Source organism: Anaerotruncus sp. 80, assembly GCF_009936115.1.
Lineage (GTDB): Bacteria > Bacillota > Clostridia > Peptostreptococcales > Anaerovoracaceae > Senimuribacter > Senimuribacter intestinalis.
This window is the reverse complement of the sequence record NZ_QWES01000008.1, coordinates 156,538-170,843: the sequence shown is the minus strand read 5'-3', so window position 1 is coordinate 170,843 and position 14,306 is coordinate 156,538. Positions and strand designations below refer to the sequence as shown.

15 protein-coding genes are annotated in these 14,306 nt (G+C 43.1%); 13 read left to right on the top strand and 2 right to left on the bottom strand.

Annotated features, from left to right (window positions below; genetic code table 11):
- Positions 1-213: 213 nt before the first annotated feature.
- From D1155_RS05115 to D1155_RS05065, 11 genes are all read left to right on the top strand, one after another.
- On the top strand, positions 214-1,266 hold the full coding sequence (locus tag D1155_RS05115; protein ID WP_160201300.1) for a BMP family ABC transporter substrate-binding protein: 1,053 nt from the start codon (positions 214-216) through the stop codon (positions 1,264-1,266).
- Between the two features lie 88 nt (positions 1,267-1,354).
- The gene (locus D1155_RS05110; RefSeq protein ID WP_160201299.1) at positions 1,355-2,896 is read left to right on the top strand and encodes an ABC transporter ATP-binding protein; all 1,542 of its coding nucleotides are present in this window, start codon (positions 1,355-1,357) and stop codon (positions 2,894-2,896) included.
- On the top strand, positions 2,893-3,966 hold the full coding sequence (locus D1155_RS05105) for an ABC transporter permease (protein ID WP_160201298.1): 1,074 nt from the start codon (positions 2,893-2,895) through the stop codon (positions 3,964-3,966). Before D1155_RS05110 ends, D1155_RS05105 begins: the two co-directional genes overlap by 4 nt.
- 1 nt (position 3,967) lies before the next feature.
- The gene (locus tag D1155_RS05100) at positions 3,968-4,921 is read left to right on the top strand and encodes an ABC transporter permease (RefSeq protein ID WP_201759531.1); all 954 of its coding nucleotides are present in this window, start codon (positions 3,968-3,970) and stop codon (positions 4,919-4,921) included.
- 133 nt (positions 4,922-5,054) lie between these two features.
- The gene (gene tig, locus D1155_RS05095) at positions 5,055-6,143 is read left to right on the top strand and encodes a trigger factor (protein ID WP_160201297.1); all 1,089 of its coding nucleotides are present in this window, start codon (positions 5,055-5,057) and stop codon (positions 6,141-6,143) included.
- A gap of 319 nt (positions 6,144-6,462) precedes the next feature.
- A complete protein-coding gene (locus D1155_RS05090) occupies positions 6,463-6,900 on the top strand; it encodes a hypothetical protein (RefSeq protein WP_160201296.1) in 438 nt (145 codons plus the stop codon).
- 137 nt (positions 6,901-7,037) lie between these two features.
- Complete coding sequence (locus D1155_RS05085; protein ID WP_160201295.1) at positions 7,038-7,280, top strand: YlmC/YmxH family sporulation protein; 243 nt, start codon at positions 7,038-7,040, stop codon at positions 7,278-7,280.
- 178 nt (positions 7,281-7,458) lie between these two features.
- Positions 7,459-7,914, top strand: a complete 456-nt coding sequence (gene nrdR, locus D1155_RS05080) for a transcriptional regulator NrdR (protein WP_160201294.1) — start codon at positions 7,459-7,461, stop codon at positions 7,912-7,914.
- A 16-nt stretch (positions 7,915-7,930) separates the two neighbouring features.
- Positions 7,931-8,584: a (d)CMP kinase gene (cmk, locus tag D1155_RS05075; RefSeq protein WP_160201293.1), complete on the top strand. Its 654-nt coding sequence runs from the start codon at positions 7,931-7,933 to the stop codon at positions 8,582-8,584.
- On the top strand, positions 8,584-9,825 hold the full coding sequence (locus D1155_RS05070; protein ID WP_160201292.1) for a DUF1015 family protein: 1,242 nt from the start codon (positions 8,584-8,586) through the stop codon (positions 9,823-9,825). The genes cmk and D1155_RS05070 overlap by 1 nt, the downstream gene beginning before the upstream one ends.
- Positions 9,826-9,899: 74 nt before the next feature.
- Positions 9,900-11,486: a penicillin-binding transpeptidase domain-containing protein gene (locus D1155_RS05065; protein WP_160201291.1), complete on the top strand. Its 1,587-nt coding sequence runs from the start codon at positions 9,900-9,902 to the stop codon at positions 11,484-11,486.
- On the opposite strand, the gene sigK is transcribed toward D1155_RS05065, so the two are convergent.
- Both sigK and D1155_RS05055 read right to left on the bottom strand, forming a co-directional pair.
- Complete coding sequence (gene sigK, locus D1155_RS05060) at positions 11,480-12,106, bottom strand: RNA polymerase sporulation sigma factor SigK (RefSeq protein WP_160201290.1); 627 nt, start codon at positions 12,104-12,106, stop codon at positions 11,480-11,482. The two genes, D1155_RS05065 and sigK, sit on opposite strands and share 7 nt — an antisense overlap.
- A 99-nt stretch (positions 12,107-12,205) precedes the next feature.
- Entirely contained in the window at positions 12,206-12,370 is a 165-nt protein-coding gene (locus D1155_RS05055; RefSeq protein ID WP_160201289.1) for a DUF1540 domain-containing protein, read from the bottom strand.
- Between the two features lie 181 nt (positions 12,371-12,551).
- Between D1155_RS05055 and radC the strand changes: the two genes are divergently transcribed.
- Both radC and D1155_RS05045 read left to right on the top strand, forming a co-directional pair.
- On the top strand, positions 12,552-13,232 hold the full coding sequence (radC, locus tag D1155_RS05050) for a DNA repair protein RadC (protein WP_160201288.1): 681 nt from the start codon (positions 12,552-12,554) through the stop codon (positions 13,230-13,232).
- Positions 13,233-13,260: 28 nt separating this feature from the next.
- Positions 13,261-14,304: a rod shape-determining protein gene (locus D1155_RS05045; RefSeq protein ID WP_160201287.1), complete on the top strand. Its 1,044-nt coding sequence runs from the start codon at positions 13,261-13,263 to the stop codon at positions 14,302-14,304.
- Positions 14,305-14,306 lie beyond the last annotated feature (2 nt).

The following is a 14,306-nucleotide window of genomic DNA, read 5'->3' as shown; positions in this document are numbered from 1 at the left end:
TCATGCGGGATCTCCTGTGTAATGGTTTGGGGTGGTAACTTAACTTTAACACAAAAATGAGATCTCGCAATTTTTTTATTCAGTTGTAACACATCTATTGTAAACCTACAATAACGACAAAATATTATTGTAAATTGTATTGATAACACAAACAGAATGTGGTAAAATTTATGCAGTAAATTCATTGTAAATTTGATAATACGGAGGATGAAGATGAAGAAATTTATTTCATTAACCTTGGCTGCCGTAATGGTACTTTCCATGTCCTTATTTATGGCAAGCTGCGGCTCAAGCGACGATGGCGGTGAGGCAAAAGAACCGGCTGAAGGTGCTATGAAAATTACAGGCGTTATTGCAACTAAGCTAGGTGACCAGTCTTTCAATGATTCTGCTAATGATGGACTGAATGAACTTGGTGAAAAAGGTTTTGACGTAAAAGTTACAGAATGCAACAATGACAAAACTATGTTCGAACAGAGTTTGATTTCTGCTGCTGAAAATTCTGAAGTAGTAGTAGGTGTAGGTTCTGAACTGGACATGATTGGTAAGGTTGCAAAGGATTATCCGGATACTAAATTTATTTGGGTGGATAATATTGTAGAAGACTATAAGGACATCCCTAATTTGACTTGCATCTCCTACAAGCAGAACGAAGGTTCCTATCTGGTAGGTTACATCGCAGGTTCTATGACTGAAAGCAATGTAGTTGGTTTCATTGGTGGTCAGGATATTGATGTAATTAATGATTTCCGTGTAGGCTACACACAAGGTGCTGAACAGGCTGGTAAAGACTTAGGTAAAGAAATCAAAGTTGTCAAGAACTATACCAATGACTGGTCAGATACTAATGCAGGTGCTGAGGTTGCTCAGTCCCAGGCTTCAGCAGGTGCTGACATTATCTTCTGCGCTGCAGGTGGTTCTGGTAACGGTGCTATCATGAAGGCTGAAGAATTAGGAATTAAATGTATTGGTGTTGATAAAGACCAGAGAATTGAGTTTCCACAGTATGCAGATTACATTTTATGTTCCATGATTAAGAACGTACACAAATCTATTGTTGATTATGTGACCATGTTTGCAGAAGATGAATCCAAGTGGATTGGCGGAGATATATTCTACGCAGGTTCCGACGGTGAATATGTAAAGGTTGCATATGGATCCGACGATATGGAAAAACTGGTTTCTGAGGATATCATTAAAGCCCTGGATGAACAAATGGAAAAAATTAAGGCTGGAGATATCGTGGTAGAAACAGCACTGAAATAGTAATTTCGCAATAAGATTTACAAGGCGTGGCGTTTTAACGCCACGCCTTCTTTCATTTATGTAGACTAAGGAATGTGAGGGAACGATTTTGCAGGAGACGATTGTAAAGTTTGAAAACGTGACCATGCAGTTTCCGGGCGTACTTGCAAACGATAATGTTTCCTTTGATATAAAAAAGGGAGAAATCTTCGCTCTGGTAGGAGAAAACGGTGCAGGAAAGAGTACTCTGATGAATATTCTTTACGGAATCAATACACCGACCAGCGGCGATGTTTATATCAAAGGCAACAAGATGGAAAAGCATACGCCGACGGAATCCATCGAAAATGGAGTGGGTATGGTGCACCAGCACTTTATGCTGGTTCCTTCTTTTACTGTGGCGCAGAACATCGTGCTCAGTAAAGAACCGAGAAAGAACAGATTTTTCTATGATTTAAAAGGCGCTGAAAAAGCAGTGTCCGACTTGGTAAACGACTACGGCCTTGTTGTAGATCCGAAAGCAGTTGTAGAGGAAATCAGCGTAGGGCTGCAGCAGAGAGTAGAAATTTTGAAGACCTTGTACAGAGGCGCAGACATCTTGATTTTGGACGAGCCTACGGCAGTGCTGACGCCGCAGGAAACAGAGGAATTATTCGATGTTATCAGACGGATTGTTCGTGAAAAGGAAATGACCGTTATTATCATTACCCATAAGCTTAACGAGGTTATGGCTATTTCCGACAGAGTCGGGGTAATGCGTCAGGGACAGCTGGTCGGCGTGGAGCAGACTAAAGATGTCAACGAAAAGATTTTGGCTTCCATGATGGTAGGCCGTGACGTACTCTTTGATAAACTGGAGAAGAAAGGAACGCCGGGCGATGTGATGATTGAAGTAGAGAATCTTCAGGTTGCAGATAATCGCGGTCTTCTTGTTGTTCGCGGCGTGGATTTGCAGGTACATGCAGGTGAGATTTTGGGCATTGCAGCAATTGAAGGTAATGGTCAGAGTGAGCTTCTTGAGGCGATTACAGGTATGCGTCACATTGAAGCAGGTAAGGTTAAGGTTTCCGGTACGGACATTGCACACCTGCGGCCGGGAGAGGTTCGTGCACTGGGCCTTGCCCATATTCCGGAAGACAGAATTGCCACCGGTGTATCCACAAAATCCACCATTACGGATAACCTGATTATCGGTAAGGAAACTCTGCCGGAGTTTTCCAAGTATAAGATTCATCTGAAGCAATCCTCTATTGTCAGATATGCAAATGAGCTCTTTGAGAAATTTGACATGAGAGGTGCAGGTGTAGGTACTGAGGTTGGCTCTCTGTCCGGCGGCAACATGCAGAAAGTTGTCGTAGCCAGAGAATTTTCCTTCGATACACCGATTGTAATCATCGCTCAGCCGACCAGAGGCGTGGACGTAGGTGCAATCGAGTTTATTCACCAGTGCATCATCGATAAGCGTAACGAAGGCTGCGCAATTCTTTTAGTCAGCGCAGATTTGGACGAAGTATTCCGTCTCAGTGACAGGATTATCACCATGTACGAAGGTGAAATTACAGGTGAATTCAAAGAAGGCGAAATCGACAAGATGGGTATCAGCTATTACATGACCGGTCACCGTAATGAAGAAACGGAGGTGCAGGCATGAATCAGCTAAAGGAAAAAATTAATGTAAGATATATCGGCACGTTGGCAGCCTGCATTATCGCAGCGCTGCTCATCGGCGCAGTGCTGATGGTTTTAACAGGATTTAATCCGGTTGAGGCTTACAGCGCTATGATTGAGGGTTCTCTGGGAAGTCCCCGCTTTATCGGTAATACCCTAGAGAAAGCTATGACACTTTGTCTTCTAGGTCTTGCTACGGCCATCGGTGCAAAGGGCGGACTTTTTAACGTCGGTGGTGAAGGGCAGCTATTCTTCGGGGCGCTGGTTTCGACTATGATTGGTCTCTGGTGCTCTAATTTGCCGACCGTCGTGGTGCTGGTACTGGCCTTTATTGGTGCAGTTGTGGTGGGAGGTATCTATGCGTGGATTCCGGCCATGCTCAAAGTAAAGCTTGGCGTCAGCGAGGTTATCACCACGATTATGTTAAATACTGTAGCGATTAAGGTTTGTACATATCTTGTAAACGGACCTTGGGTTGCACAGACGAAAGGCATATCGAAGGGGACGGAGTATTTATCAGATACTATCCGCTTTGCAAAACTGATAGAGTCATCAAATTTGAGTACAGGTTTTATTGGCGGAGCGGTTGTGACATTTTTCATCTGGTATGTGATGAAGATGACCAGCACCGGTTTGAGGATTAAAGTGACCGGTGAAAATGAAAGATTTGCAAGATTTGCAGGGCTTCCTAGCAGTAAGCTGATGATCGGCTCCATGGTGGCCTCCGGTGCAATCTGTGGTTTTGTTGGGTTAATGATGGTATATGGTTACCAAGGGCAAATGTCACAAGCTGTCAGCAACGAATTCTATTTCGACGGTATGCTGGTTGCTATGATTATGAACTATAACCCGATTGGTATTATCATCATGAGTTTCTTCTTTGCGATTATGAGCGTAGGCGCAGCGTATATGGATATGATGGTAGGTGTTTCCACACAGATTTACGATATCATTTTCTCTATCATCATCTTCCTGATGGCTGCTGAAAAGGGTATCAATACATGGCTGGAACATAAAAAATTACAGAAAAAAGCAAGAAAGGAGCTGAAATAAAATGTGGGATCAAATTTTAGGATTATTCAGTGTTGGATTATTCCAAAACACCATTCGTAATGCAACTCCGGTACTTCTTGCTGCTCTGGGCGGGCTTTTTACTGAGCACGCCGGCATTATGAATATCGGCATGGAAGGCATGATTTTGATGGGGGCGTTCTTTGCTGTTGCATTCAGTTTTATGTTTGTCAGCGCACCGATGGGCATTCTCGCGGCGGTTCTTGTAGGAATTCTGGTGGGGCTATTCTTTGCGTTGTTTGTTGTAAAGCTGAAGAGTGATGAATTTATCATCGGTATGACGATTAACACCTTTGCAGGGGGTCTGACTATCTTCATGCTCCGTTCCGTGTTCGGAAAGGTTGGTACCTGGACTGACGCAAACATCAAGGGGCTTGACCCGATTGAAATTCCTCTGATTAAGGATATTCCTGTACTGGGAGATATTCTCAGCGGATACTCTCTGTTTGTCTATCTGTCTTGGCTCTTTGTGATTCTAGTATGGATTTTCCTTTATAGAACCCCTTACGGTTTCTGGCTGCGTGCGGCGGGAGAACATCCGGAAGCGCTGGAGACAGCAGGTATCAGTCCAGTTAAGATGAAAGTGATTTCCAGTATTTTATGCGGTATTTTCTGTGGTTTTGCAGGAGCACATCTGTCTCTAGGATTCCTTAACTGCTTCACAGAGGGTATGAGCGCAAGCCGCGGCTTTATCGCATTTGCATGTGTGGTATTCGGTATGGCAAATCCGCCGAAAGTATTCGGTGCTGCCTTGCTCTTTGGCTTCCTGCAGGCACTGGGTATCAGACTGCAGTCCGTGGGCGTGCCGAGTGATTTGACGGCGGCAGTTCCGTATCTGGCAACCGTCCTCATGTTGGTATATATTACAGTGTCCGCAACAGCAAGGAAGAGAAACAGAGCGAGAAAGGCGGTCGAAAGACTGGAAGCACAATCGTAATCTTTTGACCATGTGAAAAATTGTGTATTTTATGTGAATTCTCGTGATAACATTTGAAAACTGCTGATAGCCGTGTTAGAATGTGTATAGTCTGGTAACGGACAAAGTATTATAGATTAGAGGATGGAATGACATGAAGAAAAAACTATTATCAAGCAGTCTGATTGCAGTGCTTTGCCTGGCGTCAGTTTTTGCGATGACTTCCTGCGGTGAAAGTGAACCTTACAGCGATTACGATCTGTCTGAATACGTGACTGTAGGAGAATATAAAGGACTGGAATATGAGAAGGTTTCTGTTTCTGTATCCGACAAGGAAGTAGAAGAGGAAATTCAGAAGAGACTGGAAGCCCATAAGACTTCTGAAGACGTAACTGAGGGTACTGTAAAGGACGGAGATACTGTTAATATCGACTTTAAGGGCACCATGGATGGCAAGGCATTTGACGGCGGCAGCGCTGAGGGTCAGAGCTTGACTATTGGTTCCGGAAATATGATTCCGGGCTTTGAAAGCGAACTCATTGACAAGAAAGTTGGCGATACCGTAACTTTCGATATCACTTTTCCAGATCCTTATGAGAACAATCCGGATATAGCAGGCAAAGAAGCAACCTTTGAAGTAAAGATTAACAGCAAGAAGGTTGAGAACGTACCTGAATACAACATGGACTTTGTCAAGGAGTACTACAGCGATTATAAATCCCTGGACGAATTCGAAAAGGGAGTAAAGGCTGACTTGACTGAGACTAAGACTACAGAAGCTGAGAACCAGATGAAAAGTGGTCTGTGGCAGCAGATTGTGGAAGCTTCCGAAGTAAAACAGTACCCTGATGAAAAGGCTGAGAGGATTGAGAAAGAAAAGGAAAATCTCAAGAAAGTCGCAAGCGACTATAACATGGAATGGGAAGATTATTTAGAAACCATCGGTTATGAAGAGAAAGATTTAAACAAGACTATTGAGACTTATGCGGAATCTATCGTCAAAGAAGAGATGGTGCTTTACAGCATTGCTAAGACTGAGGGACTGGAAGTCAGCGACGATGAGTATGCGGAGTATCTGCAGAGCCTGCTGAAATCTGCTAATATGGACGAAGATGCATTTAAGAGTGCATATAACATGACCATAGAGGAGTGGGGCGAAGAAAACAACGTCCGTACTTCCCTCCTTTTAAATAAAGTCATGGATAAAGTCATCGAGTATGGCAAAGAGGTCAGCAAGAAATAACTGAATATTATTTGTGAATTTTGAGGGAACCGCCTGTATGAATGGAAAATAGCCGTTCATGAGGTGGTTCTTTTTTCTATATGTAAAATGTATTTTGCTAAAAATTTATAAATAAAATGATTTTAATATTATATATTATAAAAACAAATCATAAATTGACGAATTTGAGCAAATATGCTATCATATAGAAAAGTCAGAAAAGTTAACAATCCTACAGCAGGACCATATGCTTATAAATCGGGTTTTAAAGCAGAAGCGTTTCCGAAACATAATCCGTTTAATGATTAAGGGAAAATAGAATCGAAAGGGGTAAAGTCTTGTGAGTTACAAAAAAGTGTATTACATCTGGACTATGTTTATAGTAGCTATGCTGATATATGTATTGACTTTTCACCATGACATTGTTAGTGGACCGTCTTTTTTGTCGAAAGGTTTTTCGATAAATGAATGGGGTGAACTGCTACAGCAGTATCAGAATCAAAGGAATATCACGGGGCTGAGAACCTTAATCGAAGGAATTAGTAGAATTAATGTCTTTGTGATTATTGCAGTTTACTTCATTGTTTTTAAAAGCATAAAAGAAATTGTAATGAAAAAGAAAGTGAAAATGATTATTGCAAATGTGATATGCTGCGCTATTACAATTGTTTTCATGGCGTTTATGAAAGAGTCCTTCAAATTATATTTATCCATTGCAGCAATGATTCAATTTAATTTTTGCCAATGCTATATGCTTGGAATAATTGGCAATGATTAACCATATATAATATTGACTAAAATAAAAAGGTTAAAAGGCAAAACAAAGCGGTCTCTGAAGGGGATCGTTTTGCATATTCGGAAAACTTTTGCATATAGTGAATTATACGACTATGGTCAGATCAAAGGGGGAAAAATATGTTAAGTACGGACAAACTGAAGAATAAGGAAGTCATCAATATGCGGGACGGCAGGAGCCTTGGCTTTATCTATGATATAGAAGTAAATCTGGAGAAGGGAACGATTGATGGTGTGATTATACCGGCAGAGCGGGGGTTATTTCGATTTTTTGGAAACAGGGAGGATGATTTTGTCATAAAATGGGACAGGATTAGAACGATTGGAGACGATGTAGTGCTGGTAGATTTAGAGGGGTATTGAGTTGGACAAAACTAAGGGAAAGCTGTGCAGGGTGATAGTCACCGGCGGATGTTTTCTAAAATGGAAAATTACTAAATATAGGTGCAGTCTTCTGAAGAATTTTCTTTGCAAAAACTACAATATGTAGTAAAATGGAAAAGTAAACTGTTTCCAGAGAAAGATCAAGGAGGAATGCCAGATGAAATGCCCATACTGTGAGAATCCGGATACGAAGGTAATCGATTCCAGACCGACAGAGGAAGGACATGCAATTAGACGGAGAAGAGGCTGCGAAAAGTGCGGCAAGCGCTTTACAACTTACGAAAAAGTAGAAGAATCTATCATCATGATCATTAAAAAGGACGGACGCAGGGAGTCTTTTGATCGCAATAAAGTGATGAACGGCATTGTTAAGGCATGCGAGAAACGCCCGGTTTCTATGGCGGATATTGAACGAATCGTCAACGAAATTGAGCGGGGGCTGAACAATTTGATGGAGAAGGAAGTCGAAAGCACTTTTATCGGAGAACTGATTATGGAGCAGCTGAAAAAACTGGACGAGGTTGCTTATGTCAGATTTGCGTCAGTATACCGTCAGTTCACCGATGTGAATACATTCATCAAAGAAATTGAGAAACTCATTGGAAACAAGTAAAAAACAGGAGAAATACATGAAAGAAATCATTAGAATTGCGGTGGATGGACCTAGCGGTGCAGGAAAGAGCACCATCGCCAAAGCCATTGCAAAGAAACTTTGCATAGACTATATTGACACAGGCGCAATGTACAGAGCTGTGGGATATAAAATGCTGCAAAAGGGTATCGCTATGGATGATATTCCTGCGATTACCGAAATGTTAAAAGAAACCGAAATTGACTTCTCCAGTGGAAACATCTATTTGGATGGGGAAAATATCAACGACAGAATTAGAACAGAGGAAATTTCCAAGCAGGCTTCTGATTGCTCTGCCCTTGGCATTGTCAGAGCTAAGCTTACAGAACAGCAGCAGAAGATGGGTGAGAAAAAAAGCGTTATTATGGATGGCAGAGATATCGGTACAGTGGTATTTCCAGATGCGGAGTATAAGTTTTATATTACGGCGACAGCAGAAGAGCGTGCAAACAGACGATTTAAGGAGCTGATTGCAAAGGGCGAAGAGGTGACTTATGAGAAAGTTCTTGCAGATATCAAGCAGAGAGACCATAATGATTCTACCAGAGAAATAAATCCTCTTAGAAAAGCGGATGACGCATTGGAACTGGACACCACAGAGATGAAAATTGAAGAAGTAATAGATTTTATCAGCAAGGAGATGAACAAATAATGTCGATTGTCAGACCTTTTCGGGCTGTCAGACCTGCAAAAGAAAAAGCAGAACGCGTCATTGCACTTCCTTATGATGTAATGAACAGAGAAGAAGCGGCAGAAATGGCAAAGGGAAATCCGGATAGTTTTCTTCATATCAGCAGAGCCGAAATTGATTTGCCCGGGGAAATTGATCCCTATAGCAGAAGTGTTTACGAAAAAGGCAGAGATAATATCCAGGCATTTCTAAAGAGCGGAGTGCTGCTAGAGGAAGAAAAGCCTGCCCTTTATATCTACAGACAACAGATGGATGGCAGATTTCAGACCGGAATCGTAGGATGCTGCAGTATTGACGCCTATGCAAATAACGATATCAAGAAGCATGAACTGACCAGAGTTGAGAAAGAGCAGGACAGAATTAATCACTTTGATGTCTGCAGCGCCAATACGGAACCGATATTTTTGACTTATAGGGACAGCAGCGACATTGATGCTGTAATCGATGGTTATACGAAAAGCCATGAACCGGTGTACGATTTGACAACGGCAGAAGGTATTGGACATGCACTTTGGGTTGTTGAGGAAGAAGTTGTGATAGCAAAACTTTGCGAAGCCTTTGAAGAGGTACCTGCCCTTTACATCGCTGACGGACACCATAGAAGTGCATCTGCTTACAAGGTTGGAATGAAGCGGCGGCAGGATTGTCCTAATTATACTGGTGAAGAGGAATTCAATTACTTCATGGCGGTGATTTTTCCGGACAGTCAGCTGAAAATCTTTGACTATAATAGAGTCGTAAAAGACTTAAACGGTTATACAGAGAAAGAACTTCTTCAGAAAATTGAAGAAGCAGGTTTTGTGATTATAGAAAAGGGTGCGGAGAGCTATAGACCGCAGCATATTCACGAGTTTTCTATGTATTTGAGTGGCACGTGGTATGAACTGCGGGCGAAAGATGAGCTGGTGCCGGACGATGTAATTGGTGCGCTGGATGTTTCTATTTTGCAGAATCATCTCCTTGGACCAATCCTTGGAATTTCTGATCCGCGTACAGACAAGCGAATTGACTTTATCGGAGGAATCAGAGGACTTGAGGAACTGAAACGCCGTGCGGACAGTGATATGAAGCTGGCATTTGCTGTATATCCGGTGACTATGGCAGAGCTGATGCATATTGCTGATTGTGGTCAAATTATGCCTCCGAAATCCACTTGGTTTGAGCCGAAGCTTGGGAGCGGTCTGTTCATGCATCGCATTTAAAACACTTGAAAATGTATAACGAGAGACTTTGCGGAAAAACTATCTGCAAAGTCTTTTTTATGGGAGGAAGCGACATGGTGAAGCGGTATGGAAAGCGGATTAGAATCATTGGGATTGTAGGATTGGCTTTATTTCTAGCGCTGATTGGCAGGCTGTATTATATTCAGATTTTGTGCGGGCAGGAACTGGCGGCAGGCGCTTTGGGGCAGCAGATTATAAAGGTGCAGTCTGTCAATAATCGCGGCACCATTTATGACAGGAATATGCTTCCCCTTACAGACAGCGGATGCAGTTATTATTATCTCGTGGCGGAAGAAAGGTGCGACGCGGGATTTACTCTTTTGATGAGGAAGGTGCAGGCAGAAGTGGCAGGCTCCAAAGGGGAGGGTTATACGGTATATAAGACTGCCGTGTACGATGAAGAGGTGAATGAAACGCTGCTTACCCGCTATGGCGCTTATGGATTCTGCCTTGGAAGCAGGTACGAAGATACGCAGACTGCTGCTCACTTAATCGGCTATCTCAGTGGGGAGGATAGAACCGGTGCAGCTGGTCTTGAAAAAATGTTCCAATATCGTCTCTCTGCTTCTTCTGCAAAGCTTCTGATGGTAGGCAATGGCATAGGGGCACCGGTTCCTGGAATTGGAGTAAGTCAGAGCCAGGACTGCACTGTGATTGATCCGGCAGCAGTGGTAACAACTGTTGACAGCAGTCTGCAAAAGAAAATTGAAGAAATTTTGAAAGAAAAAGAAATTTCTGGTGCGGTAGTGGTGATGAAACCGGGATCAGGACAGATTTTGGCAATGGCCAGTACGCCGGGGTTTAATCCCAATCAGGTGGAGAATTACCTTAACTCCGGACAGGGAGAGCTTGTCAACAAAGCGGTGCAGGGAGTATATCCGCCAGGTTCAGTGTTTAAAATTGTAGTGGCTGCCGCTGCTCTTGAAAGCGGTGCAGCTGATTTGACGGAAACATATAATTGTACTGGAAAGACAGAAGTTAACGGTGTAACACTGATTTGCGATGATCATCCGAGCGGACATGGGGAAGTGGATTTTGAAGAAGCTTTTGCGCTGTCCTGCAACGGCTTTTTTGCCCATTTAGCAGAAAAGACTGGATCCGAGACCATTGTTGAGATGGCACAGCGGATGGGTCTTGGAAAGACTGTCATTTCCGGCTTTCCTGATGAAGAGTCTGGAACTTTTCCGGAGGAAAGCGAGAGAAGGGATAGAGGGCTATCAAATTTTGCCATTGGTCAGGGAAGTCTCTTGGTTACACCGGTGCAAATCGCAAAAATGACCAATATTATCGCCTCTGGCGGAGTGGATTATCAGGCAACTCTTGTTATGAGTATGGAAGGACAGTCACCGGAGGGAACTAGAGTAATGACTGAAGTGACTGCCAAGGAGATTGCCCACATGATGGAGGCGGTCTGTGAAAAGGGAACGGCTTCCAGTGCAAGTCTGCATAGGAAATCTGCAGGAAAAACCGGTTCTGCCGAGGCGGGGTCAGATGAAAGTTATACAGTGCATGGCTGGTTTACAGGATATTTTCCTGCGGAGAACCCTGAATATACAGTGACTATAATTGCTGAAAATGGAAAGACAGGAAGCCGTTCAGCACTTCCTGTCTTTGAAGAGATTGTAAATTTTCTCTACTGATGAAATCCGTCTCGCAGCTTTTCCAGCGCACGCTTTTCGATTCTGGAAACATAGGAACGGCTGATATTCATAGAAGATGCGATTTCCCTCTGAGTTTTTGCCTCTCTTCCCGAAAGTCCGTAGCGAAGACAGATGATTTCCTTTTCTCTGGGTGTCAGCACTTTTTCTATGATTTCGTAAAGTTCCTTGATTTGAAATTTCAGATTTAGATTGTCAACAATTTCATCGGGATCTGTGCCTAAGATGTCATTGAGACTGATTTCGTTTCCGTCTTTATCCGTGCCGATGGGAAGACTGATGGAGACTTCCTGTTTGTTTTTCTTTGATGCCCGGATGTTCATCAGAATTTCATTTTCGATACATCTTGCCGCATAGGTGGCAAGTCTTGCGGCCTTTTTGCTGGTGTAGGTATTGATTGCTTTTATCAGCCCAATAGATCCAATGGAAATTAAATCTTCTAAAGGGGTATTGGCGCCTGTATATTTTCTGGCAATATGGGCGACCAGACGAAGATTTCTTTCGATTAAAACGTCTTTCGCCAAGGGGTCGCCAGCTTCCATCATTTCAACGTACATTTTCTCTTCATTTTCTGAAAGTGGCAGTGGAAAGGAACTGCTCATATATGTAACCCCCTCTTCGAATAAAACTATATGCGAAAAGAGAGGGCAAAGTGCATGACTACCTTGAAATAGGCATGGTTCTAAATTTAGACGCCGCGCTTATTTTACCTGGAAGGACATGCAGTCTGTGCACTGGCACTGGGTCGGATTTGCCTCGTGAGTGCCGACGGTGATTGCTTCCAGAGAGCAGTGGGTGCCATCACCTGCGATGTGCTTGCACTGCGTTACAGTGCAGTTGATTTTCTGATTACAACAATGACTCATAATAAAACCTCCTCATCACGTTATCTCAGTAAATATTTTGCCCGCCTTTCACAAAAATATAAGGGCTTTTGCTTGTAAGGACTGACAAATAATGATATAATTCATAATGATATTTTGCGATTAATTTAAAATGGAATGGAAATTGTTACGGCAGATTTTATCAGCATAGAGAGGATATGATATGCAAATAAAATTATTGCCCGAGAATGAAAGACCTGTAGAAAAAGCCTGCAGTATCGGCATAGACAAGCTGTCCAGTGCGGAGCTGATTGCGCTGATTCTTCATACAGGCACCAAAAACAAGTCAGCAATTGGTCTGGGAGAAGATGTGCTTTCAGCATTTCCCGGCGGCATCTGTGATTTAGGTGGATGTACGCTGGAAGATCTTCTGCAGATTGATGGTATCGGACCTTCCAAAGCGTGCAGTATCTTGGGAGCCATAGAACTTGGTAAGCGTATTGCGGCAAGTATGCCAAAAGAGCGCAGTACTATTACAGGTTCTGAGGATGTTGCTAAGCTTTTTATGGAAGAACTTAGATATCGGAAAAAGGAACATTTCAAATCTGTACTGGTCAACACAAAAAGCGAAATCATTGCTGTTGATTCCGTGTCTGTGGGTGAATTGTCAAGCACCATCATCCACCCGAGAGAAGTTTTCCAGCTGGCAATTAGAAAGAGCGCTGCTGCTGTAATCTTTATCCACAATCATCCCAGCGGGGATCCGACACCCAGCGGCGAAGATATTGAAACTACGAAGCGACTGACAGAAGCAGGAAAGCTTCTTGGAATTCGGGTTCTTGATCATGTCATTATTGGTGATGGCAGGTATGCAAGTATGGGAGCAATGGGATTGATGGAGTAAACGTGATAGAATTTTTGGAGGTAACAGAATGTTTAACTTATTTTCGGCAAAAGATATGGGAATCGACTTAGGAACTGCCAACACCTTGATTTACATCAAGGACAAGGGAATTGTGCTTAACGAACCATCCGTCATTGCGATGGATAACAGAAGGGGCGTTACCCTTGCGGTAGGCTCACAGGCAAAGGACATGATTGGCAAGGCGCCAGCTAACATCAGTGTTATCAGACCCCTTGAAGACGGCGTTATTTCTGATTTTGACAGAACTGCAGATATGCTAAAAGCTTTCATTGAAAAGGCTGCGGCAACCAATAAGGTAAAGAATTTCCGTGTGGTAGTCGGTGTGCCGAGCGGTGTCACTGAGGTAGAGAAGAGAGCGGTAGAAGAGACTGTCAGAAATATGGGCGCTTCCGAAGTATATATTTTAGAAGAACCGATGGCAGCTGCAATTGGAGCAGGTCTTGATGTGGACAGTTCTACTGCTTGTATGATTGCTGATATTGGCGGCGGTACGACGGATATCGCCATTATTGCGCTAGGCGGCATAGTAGCAAGTTCCTCTATTCGCCATGCGGGAGATAAGTTTAACGACGCAATCATTCAGTACATGAGAAAAAGACATGCACTGCTGATTGGTGAAAAGACGGCTGAGTACCTGAAGATTCAGGTGGGAGCAGCATGTCTTGATCTTGATGAAAACGGTGATGAGATTATTACCACTGTTAATGCCAGCGGCAGAGATATCATCTCCGGTCTTCCAAAGATTCTGGAGGTAAGCAACAGAGATATTATGATGGCGCTGCAGGAATCTGTGGATATTATTGTCGATGGTGTAAAAGCTACTATTGAGAAGGCTCCGCCTGAAATTGCGGCAGATATTGCGGCGAACGGCATGCTTCTTTCCGGAGGCGGCGGTATGATTCACAATTTGGATCAAATGATTGAAAAGAGAACTGGCGTGAAGGCGAATATAGCCGAAAATGCCTTTGAAGCAGTGGCGATGGGTACAGGCATGAGTCTGAACAATATCGAAAAACTGAAAATCTATGCGACTAGCATTAATAGAAGATAGGA